Annotated in this window: 21 protein-coding genes; 14 read left to right on the top strand and 7 right to left on the bottom strand. The window is 72.7% G+C overall.

The features are described 5' to 3' along the window. Positions 1–6: 6 nt before the first annotated feature. From FLP10_RS05845 to FLP10_RS05820, 6 genes are read left to right on the top strand one after another with little or no spacing between them, the layout of a single operon-like run. On the top strand, positions 7–972 hold the full coding sequence (locus FLP10_RS05845) for an AAA family ATPase (RefSeq protein WP_149160020.1): 966 nt from the start codon (positions 7–9) through the stop codon (positions 970–972). Continuing rightward, entirely contained in the window at positions 969–2,336 is a 1,368-nt protein-coding gene (locus tag FLP10_RS05840; RefSeq protein ID WP_149160019.1) for a DUF58 domain-containing protein, read from the top strand. Before FLP10_RS05845 ends, FLP10_RS05840 begins: the two co-directional genes overlap by 4 nt. Then, positions 2,333–4,873 (top strand): transglutaminase domain-containing protein, encoded by a 2,541-nt coding sequence (locus FLP10_RS05835; RefSeq protein ID WP_149160018.1) that lies wholly within the window; start codon positions 2,333–2,335, stop codon positions 4,871–4,873. The genes FLP10_RS05840 and FLP10_RS05835 overlap by 4 nt, the downstream gene beginning before the upstream one ends. After that, positions 4,870–6,471, top strand: coding sequence for a DUF5684 domain-containing protein (locus FLP10_RS05830; RefSeq protein ID WP_149160017.1), 1,602 nt, complete (start codon positions 4,870–4,872; stop codon positions 6,469–6,471). The genes FLP10_RS05835 and FLP10_RS05830 overlap by 4 nt, the downstream gene beginning before the upstream one ends. Next, positions 6,468–7,295, top strand: a complete 828-nt coding sequence (locus FLP10_RS05825) for a PP2C family protein-serine/threonine phosphatase (RefSeq protein ID WP_149160016.1) — start codon at positions 6,468–6,470, stop codon at positions 7,293–7,295. Before FLP10_RS05830 ends, FLP10_RS05825 begins: the two co-directional genes overlap by 4 nt. Next, entirely contained in the window at positions 7,295–7,963 is a 669-nt protein-coding gene (locus FLP10_RS05820) for a hypothetical protein (protein ID WP_149160015.1), read from the top strand. Before FLP10_RS05825 ends, FLP10_RS05820 begins: the two co-directional genes overlap by 1 nt. Here the strand turns inward: FLP10_RS05820 and FLP10_RS05815 are convergent. Beyond that, positions 7,947–9,353, bottom strand: coding sequence for an MFS transporter (locus FLP10_RS05815; protein ID WP_246150213.1), 1,407 nt, complete (start codon positions 9,351–9,353; stop codon positions 7,947–7,949). The two genes, FLP10_RS05820 and FLP10_RS05815, sit on opposite strands and share 17 nt — an antisense overlap. 55 nt (positions 9,354–9,408) lie before the next feature. On the opposite strand from FLP10_RS05815, the gene FLP10_RS05810 reads away from it, so the two are divergent. Next, on the top strand, positions 9,409–10,368 hold the full coding sequence (locus FLP10_RS05810) for an ArsR/SmtB family transcription factor (protein ID WP_149160014.1): 960 nt from the start codon (positions 9,409–9,411) through the stop codon (positions 10,366–10,368). Between the two features lie 101 nt (positions 10,369–10,469). Here FLP10_RS05810 and FLP10_RS05805 read toward each other — a convergent pair whose 3' ends face one another. The 4 genes from FLP10_RS05805 to FLP10_RS05790 all read right to left on the bottom strand — a co-directional run bounded on the left by FLP10_RS05805 (position 10,470) and on the right by FLP10_RS05790 (position 14,341). Then, positions 10,470–11,444 (bottom strand): NADP-dependent oxidoreductase, encoded by a 975-nt coding sequence (locus FLP10_RS05805; protein WP_149160013.1) that lies wholly within the window; start codon positions 11,442–11,444, stop codon positions 10,470–10,472. A 37-nt stretch (positions 11,445–11,481) separates the two neighbouring features. Then, positions 11,482–12,255, bottom strand: coding sequence for an alpha/beta fold hydrolase (locus FLP10_RS05800; protein WP_168209113.1), 774 nt, complete (start codon positions 12,253–12,255; stop codon positions 11,482–11,484). Further along, positions 12,252–12,965 (bottom strand): YqaJ viral recombinase family protein, encoded by a 714-nt coding sequence (locus FLP10_RS05795; RefSeq protein WP_425457631.1) that lies wholly within the window; start codon positions 12,963–12,965, stop codon positions 12,252–12,254. Before FLP10_RS05795 ends, FLP10_RS05800 begins: the two co-directional genes overlap by 4 nt. A gap of 188 nt (positions 12,966–13,153) precedes the next feature. Beyond that, complete coding sequence (locus FLP10_RS05790; protein WP_149160011.1) at positions 13,154–14,341, bottom strand: ROK family transcriptional regulator; 1,188 nt, start codon at positions 14,339–14,341, stop codon at positions 13,154–13,156. 116 nt (positions 14,342–14,457) lie between these two features. Between FLP10_RS05790 and FLP10_RS05785 the strand changes: the two genes are divergently transcribed. From FLP10_RS05785 to FLP10_RS05755, 7 genes are all read left to right on the top strand, one after another. Then, a complete protein-coding gene (locus tag FLP10_RS05785; RefSeq protein WP_149160010.1) occupies positions 14,458–15,576 on the top strand; it encodes a Gfo/Idh/MocA family protein in 1,119 nt (372 codons plus the stop codon). Then, entirely contained in the window at positions 15,573–17,147 is a 1,575-nt protein-coding gene (locus FLP10_RS05780) for a sugar ABC transporter ATP-binding protein (protein WP_149160009.1), read from the top strand. The genes FLP10_RS05785 and FLP10_RS05780 overlap by 4 nt, the downstream gene beginning before the upstream one ends. Continuing rightward, complete coding sequence (locus tag FLP10_RS05775; RefSeq protein WP_149160008.1) at positions 17,144–18,271, top strand: ABC transporter permease; 1,128 nt, start codon at positions 17,144–17,146, stop codon at positions 18,269–18,271. Before FLP10_RS05780 ends, FLP10_RS05775 begins: the two co-directional genes overlap by 4 nt. Continuing rightward, entirely contained in the window at positions 18,268–19,413 is a 1,146-nt protein-coding gene (locus tag FLP10_RS05770; protein WP_149160007.1) for an ABC transporter permease, read from the top strand. Before FLP10_RS05775 ends, FLP10_RS05770 begins: the two co-directional genes overlap by 4 nt. Then, positions 19,413–20,621 carry a substrate-binding domain-containing protein gene (locus tag FLP10_RS05765; protein ID WP_149160006.1) on the top strand — a complete coding sequence of 403 codons (1,209 nt, stop codon included), beginning with the start codon at positions 19,413–19,415 and terminating at the stop codon, positions 20,619–20,621. Before FLP10_RS05770 ends, FLP10_RS05765 begins: the two co-directional genes overlap by 1 nt. A gap of 146 nt (positions 20,622–20,767) precedes the next feature. Then, positions 20,768–21,637 (top strand): sugar phosphate isomerase/epimerase family protein, encoded by an 870-nt coding sequence (locus FLP10_RS05760; protein ID WP_149160005.1) that lies wholly within the window; start codon positions 20,768–20,770, stop codon positions 21,635–21,637. After that, complete coding sequence (locus FLP10_RS05755; RefSeq protein ID WP_149160004.1) at positions 21,634–22,641, top strand: sugar phosphate isomerase/epimerase family protein; 1,008 nt, start codon at positions 21,634–21,636, stop codon at positions 22,639–22,641. The genes FLP10_RS05760 and FLP10_RS05755 overlap by 4 nt, the downstream gene beginning before the upstream one ends. A gap of 32 nt (positions 22,642–22,673) precedes the next feature. Here the strand turns inward: FLP10_RS05755 and FLP10_RS05750 are convergent, their stop codons facing one another. Both FLP10_RS05750 and FLP10_RS05745 read right to left on the bottom strand, forming a co-directional pair. Further along, the gene (locus FLP10_RS05750; RefSeq protein WP_149160003.1) at positions 22,674–23,402 is read right to left on the bottom strand and encodes an amidase domain-containing protein; all 729 of its coding nucleotides are present in this window, start codon (positions 23,400–23,402) and stop codon (positions 22,674–22,676) included. A 175-nt stretch (positions 23,403–23,577) separates the two neighbouring features. After that, positions 23,578–24,243, bottom strand: a complete 666-nt coding sequence (locus tag FLP10_RS05745; protein ID WP_149162106.1) for an ABC transporter ATP-binding protein — start codon at positions 24,241–24,243, stop codon at positions 23,578–23,580. Positions 24,244–24,318 lie beyond the last annotated feature (75 nt).

Below are 24,318 nucleotides of genomic sequence, written 5' to 3'. Positions count from 1 at the left end.
GCCACCATGACGATCGCCCAAGTCCAGACGACCTGGTTCGCCGAGACGTTCGCGCTGCTCGCCGACAACGTCGAACAGGCGATCCTCGGCAAGCGCCACGTCATCGAGCTCGTGCTCGCCACCGCGATCAGCAAGGGCCACGTGCTGCTCGAGGACTACCCGGGCACCGGCAAGACCGCGCTCGCCCGCTCGATCGCCCAGACCATCCACGGCACGAACGCGCGCATCCAGTTCACGCCCGACCTGCTGCCCGGCGACGTCACCGGCATCACGGTGTTCGACCAGAAGCGCGGCGAGTTCGAGTTCCACGCCGGGCCGGTGTTCGCGAACATCGTGCTCGCCGACGAGATCAACCGCGCCAGCCCGAAGACCCAGTCGGCGCTGCTCGAGGTGATGGAGGAGGGCAACGTCACGGTCGACGGCGTGACCCGACCGGTCGGCGACCCGTTCCTCGTGATCGCGACGCAGAACCCGATCGAGCAGGGCGGCACCTACCGCCTGCCCGAGGCGCAGCTCGACCGGTTCATGATCAAGACCTCGGTCGGGTACCCCGACGAGGCGGCGACGCTGCGCATCCTGCAGGGCGTGGCCGAACCGCGCGGCGAGCTCGACGCGGTCGCCTCGACCGACACGATCATCGCGATGAGCGACCTCGCCCGCGGCGTCTACGTGAACCCGCTCATCTCCGACTACATCATGCGGATCGTCGACGCCACGCGCCGCGCGACCGAGGTGCGCCTCGGCGTGAGCGTGCGCGGCGCGATCGCGCTCTCGAAGCTCGTGATGACCTGGGCGGCCGCGCACGGGCGCAGCTTCGTCACGCCCGACGACGTGCGCGAGCTGGCCGTGCCCGCGCTCGCCCACCGGCTGGTGCTCGAGCCCGAGGCCGAGTTCGACGGCGTCACCGCGGTCGCGGTCGTCGGCCAGATCCTGCTCGACGTCGCTCCGCCCCGGGAGAACGGCACGCTGTGACCTTCCACACCGAGTCGCGGCTGACGCGCACCGCCGCCGCCACGGGCACCGTGACCCGTGCCGGCACGGTGACGCGCGTCTCGAGCGTGCGCCGCGGCCCGGTGGCGAACACGGTCTGGCGGGTACGCGTGGCCTGGCTGCGCACGCGCGTCGCGGTGCGCGCGGCGGCCGGATGGCTCCGCGACACGGTCTCGCCGGCCGGTGCGGTGCTCGCCCTCGTCGCGGTCGCCGGCCTCGTCGCGGGTGCGGCGTACGGGTGGGTCGAGGCGTGGGCGGCCGCCGCCGTCGCGGCGATCCTCTTGGTGCTGTGCGTGCCGTTCCTGCTCGGGGCCCACGAGTACCGACTGCAGCTCGTGCTCGACCGCGACCGGGTGGTCGCCGGTTCCGAGGTGTACGGGCGACTCGACCTGGTCAACGCCGGCAATCGCACCGCGCTGCCCGGCGTGGTCGACATCCCGGTGGGCGCGGGGCTCGTCGAGGTGCACGTGCCGCTGCTGCGAGGGGGCGCGCACCACTCGCACGACCTCGCGATCGCGGCCGAACGGCGGGGCATCATCGACGTCGGTCCGATGACGGTCTCGCGCGGCGACCCGATCGGCATCCTCCGGCGCGAACAGCGCTGGCCCGAGGTGCAGCGGGTGCACGTGCACCCCGTGACGGCGCGCATCCCCTCGATGAGCGCCGGACTCGTGCGCGACCTCGAGGGCACGCCGACCGGCACGCTCGTCGACGCCGACCTGTCGTTCCACGCCGTGCGCGAGTACGTGCCCGGCGACTCGCAGCGGCACGTGCACTGGAAGGCGACGGCGCGCACCGGCCGGCTGATGGTGCGCCAGTACGAGGAGTCTCGGCATGCCCGCATCGCGGTGCTGCTCGATGTCGACCGCGCCGAGTTCTTCGACGATGACGAGTTCGAGACCGCGGTGAGCGCGGCCGCGTCGATCGGCGTCCAGGCGGTGCGCGAAGGCCGCGAGGTGTCGGCGGGCGTGGGCGGCGCGCTGCCCGACTTCGGCGGCGACGTGCTGACGCTGCGCACACTGCCGACGCTGACGCCGCGCGCGTTCCTCGACGCGATGTCGGGCGTCGAGTCGGGCGACCGGGTGACCAGGGTCGAACAGGTCGCAGCCCTCGCCGCGCAGACCTACGAGCACCTCTCGGTCGTCTTCCTCGTCACGGGCTCGCAGCTGCCGCTGCAGCGGTTGCGGCAGGCGGCGGTCGCGCTGCCCGCGGGCGTCGGCGCGATCGCGGTGCGCTGCGAGCTGGGCGCGGAGCCGTCGCTGCGACGTACCCGCGAGGTCACGGTGCTCACGATCGGTGCGCTCGGAGACCTCACCAGGATGCTCGCCAAGGGGGTGCTCGGATGACCCGCGTGGAGCCGGTGCGTTCGCGTGCGACGCGCGGCGGGCACGCCGAGGGCGCCGCGGTGCGGTGGCTCGGGTTCGGCTACCTGCTCGCGGGCGCCGTGCTGGCCGCGTGGGCGGCCTGGCCGATCCACCAGGTCTGGCGCGTCTGGCTGGTCGCGGCGGCGGGCGTCGGCATCGGTATCGGCGCCGCGCTGCTCGGTCGCCGGCTCGGCGGCCGGCGGCTGCTCGGTGGCCTGGTCTCGGCCGCGCTCGCCCTGATCGGGTACGCGCTCGTCGTGGTGCCGGTCGCGGTGCCGAGCGCGATGGGCGCGCTCGAGTCGTGGGCGCGAGGCATCCGCGACGGCGCGACGGGCGTCGTGCTCGGCTGGAAGCAGGTGCTCACCCTCGAGCCGCCGCTCGGCGACTACCAGGCCGTGCTGGTGCCGTTCCTCGTCGTGACCCTGGTCGCCTCGACCGTCGCCGCCGTCCTCATCGTTCGCGGCGGCACGACGGCGCCGTTCGCCGTCGTTCCGGTGCTCGCGATGAGCGTGTACGGCATCGCGTTCGGCACGAGCGCGGTCAGCGAGCCGCTTCGGCTTCTCGGCGTCGCGCTGCCTGCGGCGCGCGAGATCGCGATCGGCGTCGCAGGGCTGGCGGCGGCGGCCGGATGGCTCGTCGCACGATCCCGGATGCTGCGCCGCCGGTCGTTGGCGCGCGCCCGCGCCGCGACGGTGCGCCAGGGGGCTGCGTCGGCCGGGCCCGCCCTGCGCCGCAACCTGCTCGCCGCGTCGCTGGTCGTCGTCGCCCTGGTCGGCGGCGTCGCCGCGGCCCCGGCGGTCGCGTCACTCGGTTCGCGCACCGCCCTGCGCGACGAGGTCGAGCCCGCGGTCGTGGTGCAGCGCCAGACCAGCCCGCTCGCGGGGTACCGGTCGTGGTTCACGGCCGACCGCCTCGATGAGACGGTGGTCACCGTGTCGGGCGATCTCGAGGCGTTCGACCGGCTGCCGTTCGCGGCGCTCGAGCGGTTCGACGGCGAGGTGTTCCATGTCGACCCCGAGGCCAGGTACACCCGGCTCCCGCGCAGCGCGGACTCGGGCGCCGGGCTGGCCTCGCTCGAAGTCGTCGTGGGCGACGCCTACTCGGGCGTCTGGGTGCCGGCGCCGGCGACGCTCGCGGCGGCACCGGTCTTCGACGGCGCGCGCGCCGAGGTGTTGGCCGACGGCTTCCACGTGACCGCGGACGGCGGCGCGGTCGAGGTCGCCGATGACGACGGCGCCACGGGTCTGCGCGGGGGCGACCACTACCGGCTCGTCGCCGAACCGACGGCTGGTTCCGACGACACCCGCACGTCGTTCGCCGCGGCGCCCGGAAGCGACACCGACCTCGACGCCGAGGCATACCCCTCGCTCACCGAATGGGTCGGGCTGCAGGACGTGTCGCGCACCGGCGCCGGCTACCTCGAGCTCGTCGACCGTCTGCGCGCTCGCGGCTACCTCAGCCACGCGGTGCTCGCCGACGACGAGTCTGAGCCCTGGATCTCGCGACTCGCCGACGAGAGCGGGTACGAGTTCCTGCCGAGCTACGCCGGGCACTCGCGCGCGCGCATCGAGGAGCTGTTCGCCGAACTGGTCGAGCAGCAGCGCCGAGCCGGTGCCGACGCGGGTGACGACCTGCTCGTCGCCGGCGTGGGCGACGACGAGCAGTTCGCCGCGGCCGCGGCACTGCTGGCCCGGCAGTTCGGGTTCGAGTCGCGGGTCGTACTCGGCGTCCGGCTGCCGGGCGCCGGCGCATCGACCGCGGCCGCGCCCGTCTGCGACGGCACGTGCACCGGCGCGACGATGACCGCCTGGGCCGAGGTGCGCGCCGACTCGGGCGGATGGGTCACGGTGGATGCCTCGCCGCAGTTCGCCGTGCCGCCGAGTCGCCTCGCCGAGGGCGAGCAGCTGCCGAAGCATCCGACCGTGCCCGACGACGCCCGCAGCGAACCGCTCGACCCGCCCCGTGCCGAGAACGACGCCGCCGACACCGTGCCGCCCGAAGCCGACGATCCGACCGCCGCCCGCGAGGCCTGGGTGCGCACCGTGTGGTATGGCGTGGGCGGAGTGCTCGCCGCGCTGCTCATCGCGCTGCCGTTCGTCGCCGTCATCGTCGCCAAGAACGCGCGCGCACGTGCCCGCCGGTCGCTCGGCGACCCCGAACTCTCGACCGTCTCAGCCTGGGAGGAACTGCGCGATCGCTACGCGGATGTCGGGATCGTGCTCGATGACCGCGGCGGACGAGCGAACGCCGCGATCGCGGTCGGGCGGCCGCGTGCGGTGGCGCTCGCCGAGCTGGTCGATCGCGCCGTGTTCGCCGCCGACGCCGCCGACCCGGTGCTCGCCGACGAGGCCTGGCGGCTCGTCGACGCCGAGCGGCGCGAGCTCGCCGCCGATCGCCGCCGATTCGCCAGGCTGCGCGCAGCCCTGACACTTCGTTCGCTCATGCAGCGGGTGCGGCGGACCACCGCGCCTCGCACGAATGCGAACCGACTGACCCATCCGAAGGAGATCACCCCGTGACCGATCCTGATGCCGCTGCCGGCGCGGCCCTGGTACTGCTGGCACTGATCGCGGTCGAACTGTTGTTCCTCGCGGCCTGGTACGTGTGGACGGGCCTCTCGTTCTCGCGCCTGTTCCGACGGATGTCGGCCGAGCCCTGGCGCGGCTGGGTGCCCGTGCTGAACACCGCCGAGGTGCTCGCGCTCGGCGGTGTCTCGCGCTGGTGGGTGCTGCTGTTCGCCGTGCCGATCGCGAATCTCTATGCGCTGTTCCTGTACATCGTGGCGGCGAACCGCGTGGGTCGGCTGTTCGGCAAGGGCGCCGGAATGACCGTGCTCGCGGTGCTGGTGCCGCCGCTCTGGGCGACGCTGCTCGGCTGGGGCAAGGTCGCTCCCGACCTCGAGCACGGTCGGCTGCCTGCCGCGCCGGCGCCGGCACGGGTCTCGGCGGCGACGGGGCCGCTCGCGACCGTGCAGCCCGGCCCGGTGCCCGCGCCGCCCCTCGGCTCTCCGGCGACGCCCGGCGCGTGGCCCATCGACGCACAGGCCCCCTACGATGCGCCCACCGCGCAGGCCCCGTACGGTGCGCCCACCGCGCAGGCCCCCTACGGTGCGCCCACCGCGCAGGCGCCGTACGGTGCGCCCGGGCCGGCGCCCTTCGCCACTCCTGCGGTGCCGTCCGCAGCTGTCGACGCCACCCTCCAGCAAGCGCCCGTCGCGCCCGGTCCGCCGCCCGAGAGCGTGGCGAACCCGGCAGCACCGAACCCGTGGGCCCCGGTCGATGCGCCGTACGTCGCCCCGACGGCGCCCGTCGCTCCGGCGGCGTCGTTCACCCCGGCAGAGGCGGCCCCCGCGCCGGCTCCGTTCACGCCGGTCGAACCGGCCACCCGGGCCCCCGCGCCGGCTCCGACTCCCGATCCGACGCTCCAGCCCGTCGAGGCGCCGAGCCGGGCCGAACCGTCGCACGGCATGATCGTGCCGCCGGCCGGCATTCTCGGCGCGGGCGACGCCGGGTCTGCGCATCCGCCCGCCGCTGCGCCGAGCCAGCCCGCCTGGCCGGCCCAGCAGCCCGCCGATTCGAGCCGGGCCCAGGCGGCCGCCTGGTCGGCGCCGAGCGTGCCGGTCGCGCCGGTCGCGCCGCCCGGCGCGCTCGACGAGGCCGACGGCGCCACCGTGCTGCGGTTCGACGACGCCGCGATCGATGCCGCCCGCCAGCCGGGGCCTGCGGCGGCCGAGCCCGAGCCGTACGTCGACGATGACTACGAGGCGACCGTCGTGGTCGACCGCCGACCGCGCGTCGCTTGGCGGCTCCGGCTCGACGACGGCAGCGAACTCGCCCTCAGCGGCGATCGCGTGCTGCTCGGACGCAACCCGGGCGAGGCGGCCGCCGGCGAGCAACGGCTCGCCGTGCCCGACTCCACCCGCACGCTGTCGAAGACGCACGCGCGGCTCGAGCTCGTCTCGGGTCAGTGGGTCATCACCGACCTCGGTTCGACCAATGGCGTGCTCATCGAGGTCGCGGGCGACGAGCAGCTCATCGACGCGGGTGTCGCCACGCCCGTGCCCGACCGCTTCGTGCTCGGCAAGCTCGGCATGCGGATCGTGATGGAGGCGCCGTGACCGTTCCCGTGATGCTCAGCGTCGGCGCGGCGACCCACCCGGGTCAGCGCCGCGAGGTGAACGAGGACTCGTACCTCGCCCGATCGCCCCTGTTCCTGGTCGCCGACGGCATGGGCGGCTACGAGGCGGGCGACCGGGCGAGCCGCGCGGTCGTCGACGCGTTCGACGCGCGGGGAGCCGAGGGCGCTGCGACGACCCTCGAAGCCGTCCGCGATGCGCTCGCCGATGCCGACGAGGCGGTCGCGTCGATCGCCGCGGGCACCTCGCGCGGAGCGGGCAGCACGGTGACCGGCGTCGCCCTCGTCGACGACGAGGGCACCCCGAGCTGGCTGGTGTTCAACGTCGGCGACTCGCGCGTCTACCGCCATCTCGGCACCGAACTGCAGCAGCTCACGGTCGACCACTCGCTGGCGCAGGAACTCGTCGACGACGGGTCGCTCGCACCCGAGGACATGCGCTCGTACGCGCAGCGCAACGTCATCACGCGGGCGATCGGCGCTCCCGACAGCACCGCCGACAGCTGGCTGCTCCCGGTCACGAACGGCGAGCGGCTGCTGCTGTGCTCCGACGGGCTCACGAGCGAAGTCTCCGACGAGGCGATCCGCGCCACCTTGACGATGTCGGGCCGGCCCGAGTCTGCCGCTGAAGCGCTCGTCGCCCGCGCCAACGAGGCCGGCGGTCGCGACAACATCACCGTGGTGGTGGTGGATGTGGTGGCGGGCGGCCTGCCCCAGTCCTTCGCCGGCGAATCGACGTCGAGGTCGGCCCCGGTCGAGTCGACGCTCGACGCGACGACGATCCCCGTGCGCGAGACGAGGCCGTGATGAGCGAGACGCGCAACCCGATCGAACCCGCCCCCGGCGAGGTCGAGGAGCGCACCTTCGTGATCGAGCGCCCGCGCCCGGTCGCCGAGCCGTACCCCGACTTCGAGGAGCGCACGATCGTCGTCGGGCGTGCCGATTCCGCCGCCGAGGCGGCCGACGACCTCGACCGAACGGTGGTCGTCGCGTCGGGCGAAGCCCTGGCATCCGACGATGTCGACCGCACCGTCGTCGTCGGTCGCACGGGCGACGGCTTCGAGGCCCCCGAGCGCGCCGCCGACGACGTCGACCGCACCATCATCGTGGGTGATGGCGCGCCTGCTGCGGACGCGACCGTGAGCTCGGGCGCGCGCCCGAAGCCGAACACGTCGCGCCGGCGTCGGCGCACCCTCACCCCGGCGCCCCTCGACCCGGCGACGCTGCGCCCGTCGGTGCCCGGTCGCGGCGCGGGCGCCGTCGAGAACTACCCCACCCGAGCGGTGCCGTCGAGCATCGCGCCGATCCCCGTCGTCATGGACGACACCCCGCCGAGCCGCGTCATCGCCGCGAAGCCGTCGATCGCGCGTCGCGCACGCCGCGACGCCGCTGCGGGACTCGTGGTGGTCGCGGCATCCGTGGTCGTCTCACTGGGCGGGTTGATCACGCTCGCGCTCGTCATTCCCTCGCTGTGACCCGCGCGTCGGCGCTTCGCACCGGCGCGGTATCCGAAGCATCCGACTCGATCGAGGCATCCGGACCGGTCGCGGCCGCCTCGGCCGCGCGCTCCTGCGCGCCGGCTGCGATCCGCGCGATGACCCACACGCCGAGCCCCGAGACGAGGAAGACCGCGGCGAGCACACCCCAGCCGAGCACGCCGTGCTGCTCGACGGTCAGGGCGACCAGCAGCGGCGCGCACATCGAGCCGACCGAGAATCCCATGCCGAACACGCCCTGGTAGGTGCCGCTGCGCACCGGGTCGGCGAGCTCGAAGCTGAGCCCCCAGCCGCCGGCCTGCGACAGCACCTCGGCGAACGCGTGCGCGAGCGCCGCGGCGACGAGCACGACCACCGCGACCCAGACGGGCTGCCCCGTCGCCATCGCGTAGACGAGGCAGGAGGCGGCCATCAGCCATGCCGCGATCGCCGAGACCCGCCCGGCCCGGCGCAGGTCGTGCGTGCCCTTCGACAGAGGAACCTGGAACAGCACCACGATGACCGTGTTCAGGATGAGCGTCGCAGAGACCAGCACCTCGGGTGCGTTCGTGTCGTGTGCGATCCAGAGCGGAACGCCGAGCTCCGCGACGCCGAACTGCATCGCGAACACCGCGCACAGCGCGGTGAGGGCGAGGTAGCGCGGGTCGCGCCACGGGGAGTGGGCGGCGAGCGTGCGGCGGGCGGCTCGCCTGGTCGCGACGGCGTCGGTGGAGCCGGTCGCGGTCAGAACCGGGTCGGATGCCGCGGCCGCCGGCGCGTCGACGGATGCGGGGAGCTTCGCGAGGCGCACCAGCCCGAGCAGGTAGGCGATCGCTGCGACCAGCAGCAGTGCCCGGTAGGCCTCAGCGGTGCCGACGGCGAGGGCGATCGCGCCGAGACCCGAGCCGACCGCGATCGCGAGGTTGGTGACGGTGCGCAGCACCGCGCGGGCGTGCACGCGCGACTCGCCGACGAATGCGCGGGCGATGATCGCCATCCGGTTCGAGTTCGCCGCCTGGCCGAATCCGCCGACGAGCATCGCCACGACGAGCGCGGACGCGAAGTCGCCCACGAACGCGTATCCGGCCAGCCCCACGCCCTCGAGTGCGGTGAGGGCGAGCAGCATCCGTTTGGGCGAGAACCGATCGGCGAGCCAGCCGCCCGCGAGCGAGGCGAGCACCCCGAGTCCGCTCGACGCGGCGAGCACGATCGCGACCTCGTGCGCCGGCAGGTGCACGATGAGCGTGAAGTACAGCACCGTGACGGTGAGGAAGATGCCGCGGCCGACGCGGCTGATCATCGTCGCGGTGACGAGGATGCGCAGCACGGGGTCGGAGACCGGGCCGAGCAGGCGCGTGAACAGGGCGGTGGGCGAGGTCGAACGGGTCACGTTCCAGTTCTTTCATCGCTCGACGCGCCGCGAAACCGATGTAGCGTAGTGCTTCATGCTGCGCTACCTGCTCACCGAGGACGACCTCGGCGCCGTGCGCTTCGGGATCTCGCCGCTGTGCGAGCTCGGGCTCAGCCTGCGGGCCATCCTCGACCCGTCGCGGTTCCCGCTGCAGGTCGGTTGGCTGCGGCGAACCGAGGCCGCGCGCGAACGACTCGACATGACGGTGCTCGGCGCGCTCATCGACGAACGGCTGTGGACACCTGACTTCCTGAACCCGCGACCAGAATCGCCGCTCACCCGGCTCGAAGACGAGCTGGCGGTGCTCGCGGCCACCCCGCGCGAGGTGTTCCGCGCCGACCTCGTCGGCGTGCACGGGCGCGTGCCCGACGTGTTCGAGGGGTCGAGCCGTCGCGCACTCGCCCGCATCGTCACCGAGCTGACCCGCTTGTGGGAGACCTGCTTCGAACCGTACTGGCCGCGCATGCGCGCCGTGCTCGAGGCCGACATCGGCTACCGCGGCCGACAGGTCGCGCAGGCGGGCGTCGCGGCGATGCTGAACGGCCTGTCGTCGGGCATCGCGTACGAGCAGGGCGTGGTGAGCGTCGCCCTGCGCGACCCGAGCGAGCGGTTACGCGCCGTCGGCGGCGAGGGGCTCACGCTCGTGCCGACGATGTTCACGCGCCGGGCGTCGGCCCCGGTCGGCGACGGCCTGCCGATGGTCATGTACTCGGCGCGCGGTCAGGGCGCGCTGTGGGAGGCCGAGCCGGTCGCGAACCCCGCCGCCGTCGCAGCCGTGCTCGGCGAGGTGCGGGCGAGCCTGCTGACGGTGCTGGGCGAGCCGGCGTCGTCGACCGAGCTCGCCGTGCGGCTCGACGTCACCCCGAGCGCGGTCAACCAGCACCTGCGGGTGCTGCGCGCGGCGGGCCTGCTCACCTCCTCGCGCTCCGGACGCAGCGTGCTCTACCTGCGCAGCGACCTCGGTGCGGCCCTGCTCGAGGGCGCCACCGGGTGAGCTCCCACCCGGTCCGCAGGGCCGTCGCGCAGGAAGCGCAGTTCACTGGAAGAACGTTCCTCACCAGAGGTCATCCCTGTGGTGAATCGGGTGCCCGATCCTCAGCGGGGATCGGGCGCGACCCGCAGCACCACCTTGCCGCGGACATGCCCGGACTCGAGCAGCCGGTGCGCCTCGGCGCCGTCGGCGAGCGGCAGCTCGCACTCGACGTGCACGCGTATCGCGCCGGTGTCGATGAGGCGCGTGATCTCGGCGAGCACGCGGGCGTCGGGCTCGACGACGTAGCCGGTGGCGCGCAGACCGCGCGCGGCCGCTTCGTCGCCCATCGTCGGCCACGAGCCCGTCGGCACGTTCACCAGCACCCCGTCGGGGTGCAGTACGTCGAGCGATCGGGTGCCGGTGTCGTCGGCGACGTTGCCGACCAGGTCGATCACGGCGTCCTGTTCGCCCGCGACGTGCTCGAACCGCTCGCGCGTGTAGTCGATCACGCGGTTCGCCCCGAGCGACCGCAGGAACTCGGCGTTGCGCGCCGAGCCGGTCGCGGTGACCTCGGCGCCGGCATGCGCTGCGAGCTGTACGGCGAAGTGTCCGACGCCCCCGGCTCCGGCGTGCACGAGCACCCGCGTGCCGGCGCCGACTCTCGCCGTCTCGAACACGGCGCCCCACGCGGTGAGCGCCGCCAGCGGCACGGCCGCGGCCTCGACGAACCCGAGCGAGGCCGGCATCGGTGTCACGCTCAGCGAGGTGACCGCGAGGTACTCGGCGTAGCTTCCCGCCACGCGCGGCACCCGCCCCATGCCGTACACCCGATCGCCGGGCTGCAGCGGGTGCGCCGCGTAGGGGCTCTGCTCGACCACGCCCGCGAAGTCGAACCCGAGCACGGCGGGCCAGGTCGCGATCGCGCCCGAGACCCCGCGGCCCGCGCGCGTCTTCACGTCGATCGGGTTGACGCCCACGGCGATCACGCGCACCAGCACCTCGTCGAGCACCCGGGTCGGGCGTGGCACGTCGGCGAGGCGCAACTCGTCGGGGCCGCCGGTGCGGTCGATCACGAGGGCCCGCATCGTGTCGTTCATGGATCCTCCCGGTGGGTGCGTTCGAAATCGAGGGGGTTCAGTCCTCGGCGAGGAAACGGCCGACGACGGCATGGATGGCGCGCGTCTGGGCAGGCAGCCCGGCATCGCGGGCGGGCACGGTCGAGAGCGGTGCATCGAGCGCTGCGGCCCAGCGCTGGGCGATCGGCAGCGGATGCACCGGGTCGCGTTCGGCGCCGACCACCAGCGAGCGGATGCCCGCCCGAGCGGATGCCGCGAGCTCGGCGTCGTCGGCGAAGGCGCGGTTGCGGGGGATCTCGACGAGCCGGATGGCCCGGGGTGCCGCGTCGGGCGCGGTGAACTGGGTGAGCAGCGCCCGGCCACCGGCCGGCGAGGCGTGCGCGACGCGCTCGTAGAGCTCGGTCGCGCGGAACAGGTCGGCACCGTCGGGCCCCGCCTCGGCGAGCATCTCGCCGATCACGGGGAAGGGCCGCAGGTGTTCGGGCAGCGATCGGTCGTCGAACGAGGGCCGCAGGTACACCGCCCGCCGCACCCGCAGCAGCCCGTCGATCGCGAGCCGCAGGCCGATCGCCGCACCCATCGAGATGCCGATGACGGTGAGTGGCGCGTCGTCGCCCTCGAGCTCGGCGAGGGTGCGCCGGGCGACGTCTTCGGCGAGCCGGTCGAGCTGGAAGTCGGCGGGCCGGCCCACCTCGGGGTAGGCACCGTGCGCCCGCACGTCGAGGGCGAGCACACGTTCGCTGCGGCCGGGCGAGGCGGCGAGCACCGGGGCGAGCAGGTCGAGCGGTTGGCGTCGGTCGGAGCCGAGGCCGTGCAGCAACAGGATCGTCACGCCAGCGGTCCGGGCCGGTAGTACGAGCGGTCTGACCTCCCGGCTGGAGCGGCCACGGATGCGTCGGGGGCGATCGCCGACAGCAGCTCGTTCGCGAGGCCGATGAGGATGGCGATCTGGTCTTCGTCGCGGTCGACCCAGCGGCACTCGGGGTCGCCGACGGGCACGAAGCCGTCGTGCTGCTCCCACACGACCAGGGTGCGCTCGGCACCGAGCACGTACTGCTGCCACCACACCTGGCGCAGGTATCCGCGGGGGATGCCCCGCCAGGGCTTGGAGGTGGTCTTGATCTCGCAGAGCTCGACCGCGCCGCGGTCGGTGACCCGCAACCCGTCGGGCGTGGCGAGGTGCCGCTGCTCGCCGTCGGCGTGGAAGAGCAGCGTCGACGGGTCGATGCCGTGCTGCTCGCGCACCCACGCGGCGATAACGGGTTCGCGCTCGCGCCCGTGGTCGGTGAACCGGCTGCCGCCGAACCCGCGGCCGCCCGTGCCGTGCAGCTTCTCCCATGCGGCGGTGCGCACCGAGTTGCGACCGGCGAGCTTCGCGGCATCCGTCGCGGTGACCCCGCGGGAGCGGGCCCGCAGCCACGCGACCCGATCGCCCGAGTCGGCCACGATGCGCCGCTCGTGCGGGTGCGGCGCGCGGATCGCCGCTGCGACCGCGGGTGCACGCTCGTCGAGGTCGAAGAGGGCGAACGGCTGGTCGATCACCCTCCGAGGTTACTCGCCGACCGCCCGCCCCCGCCGACCCCGCCGAGTGTTTCCGTTCGCGCACTGAGTTCCCGTTCGAGCGGAAACCTGCTGCGCAAACGGAAACACTCGGGGTGCGGGGTGGGGTGCGGGGTGGGGTGTGCGGGGTGGGGGTGCCGGGGTGGGGTGGGGAGGGGACGGATGCCGCGTCAGCGCGCCGCGAGCGCGTCGATGCCCTCGGGGCTGAGCGCGTGGTGGATCGCGAGCATGCTCGCGCCGAGCACGGCTGCGTTGCCGGCGGCCGCCGACTGCACGATCGCGAGGTGCTCGGTGGCCAGCGGCATCGACCGCGAGTACACCGCCTCGCGCACACCGGCGATGAGGTGTTCGCCCGCGCGGGCCATCGACCCGCCGATCGCGATGACCGACGGGTTCACGAGGCTGACGCACGCGGTCAGCACCTCGCCGATGTCGCGGCCCGCCTGGCGCACGGCCTGGATCGCCTCGAGGTCGCCGCGCTTGACCAGGTCGATCACGTCGTTGCCGCCGACCGCCTCGACGCCGCGCTCGCGCAGCGCCCGAGCGATCGCCGGGCCCGAGGCGAGGGCCTCGAGGCATCCGCGATTGCCGCAGTGGCACGGCACGTCGGCACCGCGCGCCACCTGGATGTGCCCGATGTCGCCCGCGATGCCCTGCGCGCCGCGCTGCAGCAGCCCGCCCGAGATGATGCCCGAGCCGATGCCGGTGGCGACCTTCACGAACACGAGGTGCTCGACCGCCGGCCAGGCCAGGGCGCGCTCGCCGAGCGCCATGATGTTCACGTCGTTGTCGACGAGCACTGGCACCTCGAGGTGCTGCTGCACCCAGCCGGGCACGTCGAAGCGATCCCATCCGGGCATGATCGGCGGGTTCACGGGGCGTCCGGTCGAGTGCTCGACCGGGCCGGGCACGCCGATGCCGACGGCGACGAGGTCGTGCCGGTCGCGGCCGAGTCCGTCGACGAGCGCGAGCCCCTGCTCGACCATCCAGCCGAGCACGCGCTCGGGGCCATCGGCGATGTCCATCGGCTCGCCGTGCTGGGCGAGCACGGTGCCGGTGAGGTCGGTGACGGCGATGATCGCGTGCGACGCGCCGAGGTCAGCGGCCAGCACGAGGCGCGACGCGGGGTTCAGCGCGAACTGCGACGGCGGCCGCCCGCCCGTCGAGACGGCATCGGCGACCGGCGTGATCAGGCCGAGGTCCATGAGCTCGTCGACGCGTGCGGCGACGGTCGATCGCGCGAGCCCGGTGGCCTGCGCGAGCGACGCCCGCGTGCGCGGTACGCCGTCGCGCAGCAGCTGGAACAGCTCGCTCGCCCCCGAGGTGCCGAGTGCCGATCCCCGACTGATGTCGACCATGTCACTGAGTAAAGCACACGCACTTCGAGACGGCATTGATCACAGCAATGTCACGAAACGGGCGACTTTTGCCGAACCACTGGCAGAAGTTGTGCAATCTGTGTCACCATGTGCCCATGACAACGGATGTCAGCGCCCGAGCCCGCACGCTGCGTGCCGGCTTCGTCGGAGGCGGCTTCATGGCCGCCGTGCACTCCCGGGCGGCGCGCGCGGCCGGTGCCGCACTCGAAGGTGCGGCGTCGTCGAGCCCCGAGGCATCCGTCTCCGCGGCCGAGCGACTCGGCCTGTCGCAGGGCTACGCCTCGCTCGACGACCTCATCGCCGATGTCGACGTCGTGCACGTGTGCACCCCCAACGCGACCCACGTCGACATCGCCACCCGAGCCCTCGAGGCAGGCCGGCACGTGATCTGCGAGAAGCCGCTCGCCACCGACATCGCGGGCGCCGAGGCGCTCGCCGCGCTCGCCGCCGATCGCGGGGTGGTCGCGGCGGTGCCGTTCGTCTATCGCTTCCACCCGATGGCCCGCGAGGCGCGAGCCCGCGTCGCCGCCGGCGAGACGGGGCGGCTGCTCGGCGTGCAGGGTGCGTACCTGCAGGACTGGCTCGCGGCTCCCGGCGACGACGACTGGCGGGTCGACCCGGCCCAGGGCGGCCCGAGCCGCGCGTTCGCCGACATCGGCTCCCACCTCGTCGACCTGCTCGAGTTCGTCTCGGGCGATCGCATCGTGCGGCTGAACGCCGCCACCCGCACCGCCTACCGGTCGCGGGCGACGAACACCGACATCGCCACCGAAGACCTCGTCGCCGTCGTCGTCGAGCTCGCGAGCGGTGCGATCGGCACCCTGCTGGTGTCGCAGGTCGCGCCGGGGCACAAGAACGGCCTGGTGCTCGAGCTCGCCGGCACCGACGCGAGCGTGCGCTTCGAACAGGAGCGCCCCGAGACGCTGTGGATCGGCCGCACCGACGTCTCGAGCATCGTCGAGCGCGACCCCGCCCGGCTGAGCGCCGACGCGGCGCGGCTGTCGATCGTGCCGGCGGGCCATCCGATGGGCTACCAGGACGCCTTCAACGCCTTCGTCGCCGACGCCTACGCGGCCGTCTCGGCAGCCGAAGCGGGCGCGAGCGAGGCGCCCGACGGCCTGCCGACCTTCGTCGACGGAGTGCGCGCGGTGCGCGTGACCGAGGCGGTGCTCGCCTCCGCGGCGAGCGGTCAGTGGGTGGAGGTGCGCGCATGACGGATGTCACGACCGCCGCGCCCGCCGGCGGTGCCACCGCCGAGGCCGCACCCGTGCTCGTCGCCTCCGGCCTCGAGAAGTCGTTCTTCGGCGTATCCGTGCTGCACGGCGTGGGCCTCGAGCTGCGCGCCGGCGAGGTGCACGGGCTGGTCGGCGAGAACGGCGCCGGCAAGTCGACGTTCATGAAGATCCTCGCGGGCGTCTACGAGCGCGACGCCGGCACGGTCGAGCTGGCCGGAGAGCCGGTCGACTTCCATCACCCCGTCGAGGCGGCGCACGCTGGGCTCGCGACCGTGTTCCAGGAATTCAACCTGCTGCCCGAGCGCACGGTCGCCGAGAATGTGTTCCTCGGTCGCGAGCCGCGCCGGCGCGGCTTCGTCGACCGCCGGGGCATGCTGCGCCAGACCCGCGAACTGCTCGCCGAGATCGGCATCGACGCGATCGACGCGGATGCCCCGGTGCGCAGCCTCACCGTCGCCGAGCAGCAGATCGTCGAGATCGTGAAGGCGCTCTCGACCGGGGCGCGAGTCATCCAGATGGACGAGCCGACCGCAGCGCTGGCCGACCACGAGGTCGAGCTGCTGTACGCGATCATCCGCCGCCTGCAGGCGCGCGGAGTCGCGATCCTCTACGTGTCGCACCGACTGAAGGAGATCTTCGACCTCTGCGACACCATCACCGTGCTGAAGGACGGCGCGCTCGTCTCGACGAGCCCCGCCGCCGACCTCGACACCGACGAGCTCGTGCGGCGCATGGTCGGCCGCCCGATCGAGGCGTACTACCCCGACCCCGAACCGGGCACCGAGCTCGGTGCGCCACGCCTCGAACTGCGCGCGGCCGGCAACGCCTACGTCGACTCCGTCGACCTCGAGGTGCGCGCGGGCGAGATCGTCGGCGTCGCAGGCCTGCAGGGCTCGGGTCGCACCGAACTCGTCGAAGCGGTCTTCGGCATCACCCCGTTCACGCGGGGGTCGATGCTCCTCGACGGTCGCGAGCAGCGCATCGGCGCCGCGCGGCAGGCGGTGAAGGCGGGCATCGCCCTCATCGCCGAGGATCGCAAGGCGCAGGGCCTCGCCGTCAATCAGTCGATCGGCGACAACGCGCTGCTGGTGATCCGCTCGGTGTTCGCCCGCCGCACCCGCGAGGTGCGACGCGAGCTGCCCGGCGTGCTGAGTTCGCTCGAGGTCATCTCGCGCGGGCTCGACCAAGAGGTGCAGTACCTCTCGGGGGGCAACCAGCAGAAGGTCGTGCTCGCGAAGTGGCTCGCCGCGCGCCCCCGCATCGTGCTGTTCGACGAACCCACCCGCGGCATCGACGTCGGCGCGAAGGTCGCCGTCTACCGCCTCATGCGCCGACTCGCGAAGGAGGGCGTGGCGATCCTCATGATCAGCTCCGAACTGCCCGAGGTCATCGGCATGAGCGACCGCATCGTCGTGATGCACGACGGTCGCGCGTCGTCGGAGCTGCCGGCCCGCAGCGATGAGGCCACGATCCTCACCGCCGCGACCGGCACACTCCGGCTGGGGGGCACCGGGGGAACGGATGCCACGGAACCGGGGGGAGCGCGATGAGCGCCGCGCCCGTGGCATCCGCCCCTTCCCCGCGTCCGCGCCGGCGGCGGCGGCTCGACGCGAGCCTCATCGTCGGCATCGCCCTCGTCGCGGTGATCGTGATCGGCGCGATTCTCGTCGCCACCGTCGGCCGCAACTTCTTCAGCCCCGGCAACATCCGCGACATCCTCACCGGCATGAGCGTGCTCGGGTTCGTCGCGATCGGGCAGACCTTCGTCATCCTGGGCGCGTCGCTCGACCTGTCGGTGCCGTACGTGGTCAGCCTGTCGAGCCTCATCGCGGCCGACCTCATGCGCGGCAACCCGGCGAACATCCCGGTCGCGGTGCTCGCCGCGCTCGGCGTCGCCGCACTCATCGGGCTGGCCAACGGGCTCATCGTCACGAAGCTGCACGTGAACGGCTTCATCGCGACGCTCGGGGTCGGGCTCATCATCGAGGGCTACCTCGACACGAACTACAAGGGCACCAGCGGCAACGTGCCGTGGGATTTCCAGCTCATCGGGGCGACCGGGCTCGGGCCGGTACCCGTGTCGACGCTCATCATGCTCGGCGTCGCGCTGCTCGGCGCGCTGTTCCTCGCCCGCACCCGCACCGGCCACCACCTCTACGCGGTGGGCGGCAACGAGCAGGTCGCCAGGTTCAGCGGCATCCGCACCGCCCGGCCGCTCATCATCGCGCACATGCTCTGCTCGATGACGGCCGCGCTCGCCGGGCTCCTGCTCGCGAGCCGGCTCGGCGTCGGCAGCCCGACCGTCGGCACCCAGGGCGGCTACGACCTGCTGTCGATCGCCGCGGTCGTGCTCGGCGGCACTCTGCTGATGGGCGGTCGCGGGTCGATCTGGGGCACCATCGGCGGCGTTGCGATCTTCGCGGTCGTCGACAACGTGATGAGCGTCATGCAGGTGAACCCGTTCCTGAAGGACGTGGTGCGCGGCATCGTCATCGTCGCCGCGGTCGCGATCTACACGAGCCGCCAGCTCGACCGACGCCGACCCAGGTTCGGGTCGGGCGGGCCCGCCGCCGACGGCGCGGGCGGGTCGGGCGCACGCGGCGCGGATGCCTCGGGCACGACGCCCGGCGCCGGCCCCGGGGCATCGGGTGAAGGACTGGAGGTGCGCGCATGACCGCGACCGACGCGACCGTCGCGCGACCGAGCCTGCTCGAGCGTCTCGCCGAGCTCGGCCGAGTGCTCGTGAGCCCGCGTGGTGCCGTGTTCCTGCTGCTCGCGGTGCTGCTCATCGCGATCGTGGTGCTGAACCCGTCGTTCGCCGAGCCCGGGCAGTTCATCCGATTCATCCAGCGCGTCGCACCCGTGGCGATCGTGGCGATCGGGCAGTACTTCGTGATCGTCGGCGGCGAGTTCGACCTCTCGATGGGCTCGGTGGTCACGGCGCAGGTCGTGATCGCCGGCAACCTGATCGGCCAGGACGAGTCGCGCTCGCTGCCGGTGCTCGCCCTCATGCTCGCGTTCGGCGCCCTCATCGGCCTGGTGAACGGCCTCATCGTCTCGTTCCTCCGGGTGCCGAGCTTCATCGTGACCCTCGGCATGATGCTCGCGCTGCTGGGCGGCGTGCTCTACTGGACGGGCGGCGCGGCGACCGGCAACCCGGCCGACGGGTTCCGCGAGATCGGGCGTGGCGGCATCCGCGGCATCCCGGTGCTCGAGATCCTGCCCTGGTCGGTGGTGGTGCTCGCGATCGTGCTGGCCGCCGCGATCTGGTTCTCGAAGCGGCCGTTCGGCCGCACCATCATCGCGCTCGGCGACAACCCCGTCACCGCCCGCTACTCGGGCACCCGCACCTGGTGGGTCAAGACCGCGACGTTCATCATCTCGTCGCTGTCGGCGACGGTGGCGGGCGTGCTGCTCGTCGGGTACGCGGGCGTGCACCCGTCGGTCGGCCGCGGCTACGAGTTCACCGCGATCACCGCGGTCGTGCTCGGCGGCGTGGTGCTCGGCGGCGGGCGCGGCTGGGTGGTCGCAGCGGCGGCCGGTGCGTTCTCGCTCGAGGCGCTGTTCACCTTGCTCAACTTCGCGGGCGTGCCGTCGACCTACCGAGACGCCGTCCAGGGCGTCATCATCATCCTCGCCGTCGCCTACTCGGCCACGGTGTTCCGCGCGCGCCGTCGCGGCCGCGCCATCGAGACTTCGCAGGCATCGGAAGCATCCGATGCGCCTGTGGAGGGGCCCGAGGCGACCGCCTCGGCTCGTCCTGCACCCATTCCCTCGACGCCGAGGGCAGACAACGAAACCAAAGGAGGTTCGTGATGCGACGCAGGCACACCACGGCAACTGCCATCGTCGGCGCTCTCGCGCTGATGGCGGCACTGGCCGGATGCACCACCGACCCCTCTGTGGCCCCGTCCGAGGAAGCGGCGGAACCCACGGAGGAGGCGGTCGACTGGTTCGATCAGGCGCTCTTCGACAAGCAGGACGCCGAACGCGACGTCGTGCCCGAGGGCCCCGACGGCCAGCCATGGCTCCAGTACATCAACGCCGAGTTCGTCGACACCGCGCAGTACGCGTCGGCGGGGCCGAAGAAGGCGTGTTTCGCGAACGCCTCGATCTCGAATCCGTGGCGGCAGACCGGCTGGATCACCATGAATGAACAGCTCAAGGTGCTGCAGGAGGCCGGCGCGATCAGCGAGATGGAGACCCGCGATGCGCAGGACTCGGATGACACGCAGATCGCCGACATCGACTACTTCATCAACGAGGGCAACTGCGACGTCTTCGTCATCTCGCCGAACTCGACGGCGGCCATGACGCCTGCGGTGCAGCGTGCGTGCGACACCGGCAAGCCGGTAATCGTGTTCGACCGCGGCGTGCAGACCGACTGCCCGGTCACGTTCATCCACCCGATCGGCGGCTTCGCCTGGGGCATCGACACGGCCGAGTTCCTGATCGACCGACTCGAGGAGGGGGACAAGGTCGTCGCGCTGCGGATCCTGCCCGGCGTCGACGTGCTCGAACAGCGCTGGGCCGCGGCCGAGAAGCTGTTCGACGAGGCCGGCATCGAGGCGGTCGACTACTTCACCGGGGCCGACCCGGCGGAGATCAAGAAGATCATCTCCGACGAACTCGCGAAGGGCGACGTCGCGGGGGTCTGGATGGATGCCGGTGACGGCGCCGTCGCGGCCATCGAGGCGTTCGAGGACGCCGGCGTCGACTACCCGGTGATGACCGGTGAGGACGAGATGAGCTTCCTGCGCAAGTGGAAGGAGACCGGGCTCGACGGCCTGGCCCCCGTCTACTCCAACTTCCAGTGGCGCACGCCGCTGCTCGCGATCCAGAAGATCTTCGCGGGCGAGCAGGTGCCGAAGGAGTGGGTGCTGCCGCAGTCGCCGATCGAGGCGGGCGAGCTCGACCAGTACCTCGCGCTGAACGAGAACATGCCCGACGGGCACTACGCGAAGTTCGGCGGCGAGGACCTGCCGGGGTACCCGCAGGTCTGGGAGGACCGCATCATCCCGTAATCCACCTTTCACCGACCGGTCGAGCGTTTCCGTTCGCGCCGAGTGTTTCCGATCCACCGGAAACCTCGTGCGCGAACGGAAACGCTCGGCGATCGGGCGGGCAGGGGGAAGGATGGGTGCGGACGGGACGGTTGCAAGGAGGCAGCATGCGCCGCACGATCGGCGTCAACACGTGGGTCTGGGTCTCACCGCTCACCGACGACTCGCTCCGCGAGATCGCGGCGAAGGCGGCCGGCATGGGGTTCGGTGCGCTCGAGCTGCCGGTGGAGCAACCGGGCGACTGGTCGGCGGATGTCGCGAGCGAGGTGCTGGCCGAACACCGTCTGTCGGCGGTGGTCGTGGGGGCGATGGGGCCGGGGCGCAACCTCGTCGCGGCGCCCGGATCCGAGGTCGTGGCGACCCAGAACTACCTGGTGCAGTGCGTGAAGACCGCCGAGCGGCTCGGCTCTCGCGTGGTCGCCGGCCCGTTCACCGCGGCTACCGGCCGCACCTGGCGCATGGACGCCGAGGAGCGCGAGGCGCGCTACCGGGAACTGCGCACCGCGCTCGCACCCGTGGTGCGGCAGGCGGAGGAGCGGGGCATCCGGCTCGCGATCGAACCGCTCAACCGGTACGAGACGAGCCTCGTGAACACCGTCGAGCAGGCCCTCGAGGCGCTCGGCCCGCTGCTCGGGCCGGGCCTCGGGCTCACGCTCGACAGCTACCACCTGAACATCGAGGAGAAGCACGTCGGCGACGCGATCCGTGCCGCCGGCGACCACCTCGCGCACGTGCAGGTGTGCGGCAACGACCGCGGCGCAGTCGGCGACGACCACCTCGACTGGCCGGAGTTCCTCGACGCGCTCGACGACGTCGGCTACACGGGCCCGCTCGGGCTCGAGAGTTTCACGGGCGAGAACGCGACGATCGCGGTGGCCGCCTCGGTGTGGCGCCCGCTCGCGTCGTCGCAGGACGAACTGGCGGCACGGAGCATCCGATACCTGACCGCCCTCCAGGACGAAAGGCACCCCGCATGAGCACCCACCCCGTCACCCTGTTCACCGGCCAGTGGGCCGACCTGCCGTTCGCCGAGGTCGCGCGCCGTGCGGCCGAGTGGGGCTACGACGGGCTCGAGATCGCCTGCTCGGGCGATCACCTCGACCTGAAACTCGCCGAGGAGGAGCCCGGATACCTCGACGAGCGCCGCGAGATCCTCAAGCGCCACGGGCTCGAGGTCTACGCGATCTCGAATCACCTCACCGGGCAGGCGGTGTGCGACGACCCCATCGATTTCCGGCACCAGGCGATCGTGCGGCCCGACACGTGGGGCGACGGCGACCCCGAGGGCGTGCGGCAGCGTGCGGCCGACGACATGAAGCGCTCGGCGCGGGTGGCGCGGAAGCTCGGCGTCGACGTCGTCGTCGGGTTCACGGGCTCGAGCATCTGGCCGTACGTCGCCGGATTCCCACCGGTGCCCGCCAGCGTGATCGAGGCCGGATACGAGGACTTCGCGAACCGGTGGAACCCGATCCTCGACGTGTTCGACGCTGAGGGCGTGCGCTTCGCGCACGAGGTGCACCCGTCCGAGATCGCGTACGACTACTGGACTTCGGTGCGCTCGCTCGAGGCGATCGACCACCGTGAGGCGTTCGGATTCAACTGGGACCCGTCGCACATGATGTGGCAGGGGATCGACCCCGTCGGGTTCATCGTCGAGTTCGCCGACCGCATCTACCACGTCGACTGCAAGGACACCCGGCTGCGGCCGGCGACCGGGCGTGCGGGCGTGCTGGGGTCGCACCTGCCGTGGGGCGACCCGCGGCGCGGCTGGGACTTCGTGTCGACCGGGCACGGCGATGTCCCCTGGGAGGACGCGTTCCGCGCGCTCGACGCGATCGGCTACACCGGGCCGATCTCGGTCGAGTGGGAGGACGCCGGCATGGACCGCCTGCACGGCGCCGCCGAAGCGGTCGGGTTCATCCGCTCCAAGCTCTTCCCGCGGCCGACCGCATCGTTCGACGCGGCGTTCTCGAACCAGTAGCCGACGCTGGTCGATTGGGCGCGCAGCGCCGACTACTGCGGGATGCTCCAGTAGTACGCGACGCCGCCCGGGTGGATCTCGTGGATCGCCTCGTCGACCGTGCGGTCGAACGTCGCGTCGGTGTGCCCGGCGTACTCGATCGAGATCGTGCCGTCGGCGAGCGTGGTCACGCCGGTGACGATGCCGGTGTGGTCGCGGTCGCCCGAATCGTCCCAGTCGAACTGCACGATGTCGCCGACCTTCACCTGGTCGCGCTGGTCGTCGGTGAGTGCGGTCGCACGCTCGGGATGCGCGACCAGGTAGTCGCGGAACGCGGTGGAGCTGATCCAGGCGTCCGAACTCGCGTACGGGTCGCCGTCGGTCGTGTGCCACCACTCGTCGTCGACCTGCCACCCCCGGGCGAGCAGCGACTGGCTCGCGAAGTTCACGCAGTCGCTCTCGTCGAGGTAGCCGAACTCGTCGTCCGCGGTGTCCTGCCAGTGCGCTTCGACGTACGCGAGCTGCGCGGCGACCGGGGCGGGCAGGACCTCGCTGCCGGCGGCTTCGCTCGAGCCATCGGATGCCGCGTCCGCCCCGGCGGCGCTGCCCGTCAGCGAATCACGCGCAGCGGGGGAAGCATCCGTCCCGCCCGGCGCCGAACCGATCGCGACGGCACCGACGGCGAGGCCGGCGACCGCGAGCGCGGTCGCGGCGATCACGAGGGTGCGTGGCCGACGGGAGTCGCGGGCCGATGCGGATTCGGGGGAGCGGTGCTGAGACATCCCGACCGACGGTAGGCGCCGAGTCTGTGCGAATCATCCGCACCGCGTATCGATCGGCTCTGGGTCCGGCCGGCCGCGGAGACGCCGACGGCGGATGCCCCGGCTGGGGAGGGAGTCCCGCCGCGGCATCCGCCGTCTTCGCGCACCCGCCGGGAGCTGATCCGGCGGGACGTGTTCAGCGTTCGGTGACGACGCCGTTCTTGATGTGCAGGCGGCGTTCCGCCCGCTTCGCCACCGCGCTGTCGTGGGTGACGATGATGAGCGTGAGCCCGCGGTCGCGCCAGAGGCCCTCGAGCAGGTTCAGGATCTCGTCGCGGGTCTCCTCGTCGAGCGCGCCTGTGGGTTCGTCGGCGAGCAGCACGACCGGTTCCTTCACGAGGGCGCGCGCGATGGCGACCCGTTGCTGCTGACCGCCGCTGAGCTCGCCGGGCACGTGCGAGGTGCGCTCGGCGAGGCCGACCGAGGCCAGCGCCTCGGTCGCGCGGCGGGTGCGCTCGGCGGCCGGGATTCCGAGTGGTTCGAGCGCGGTCTCGACGTTCTCCTGGGCGGTGAGCGTCGGAATCAGGTTGAAGCCCTGGAACACGAATCCGATCTCCTTGGCCCGGATCCTGCCGAGCTTGCCGTCGGGCAGATGGCTGAGCTCGTCGGAGCCGAGCGTGATCGTGCCCGACGTCGGGCGGTCGAGCGCACCGAGCATCTGCAACAGCGTCGACTTGCCGCCGCCGGTCGGGCCCTGGATCGCGACGAGCTGGCCCGCGGGGATCTCGAGCGTCACGTGCTTCAGCGCGGTCACCGTGCGCGTGCCGGTGTACTGCTTGCCGACGTTCTCCAGCCGGTACATGGCGCTGCCTCTCTCTGGTCGGGTAGGGGTGACGGATGCCTCGGGCGAGACAGCCCCGGTGGCCGGCGTGGCCGC

Source organism: Agromyces intestinalis (genome assembly GCF_008365295.1).
Taxonomy (GTDB): Bacteria; Actinomycetota; Actinomycetes; order Actinomycetales; family Microbacteriaceae; genus Agromyces; species Agromyces intestinalis.
Note: the sequence above shows the minus strand (reverse complement) of the source record. Positions and strands in the feature narration are given on the sequence as shown.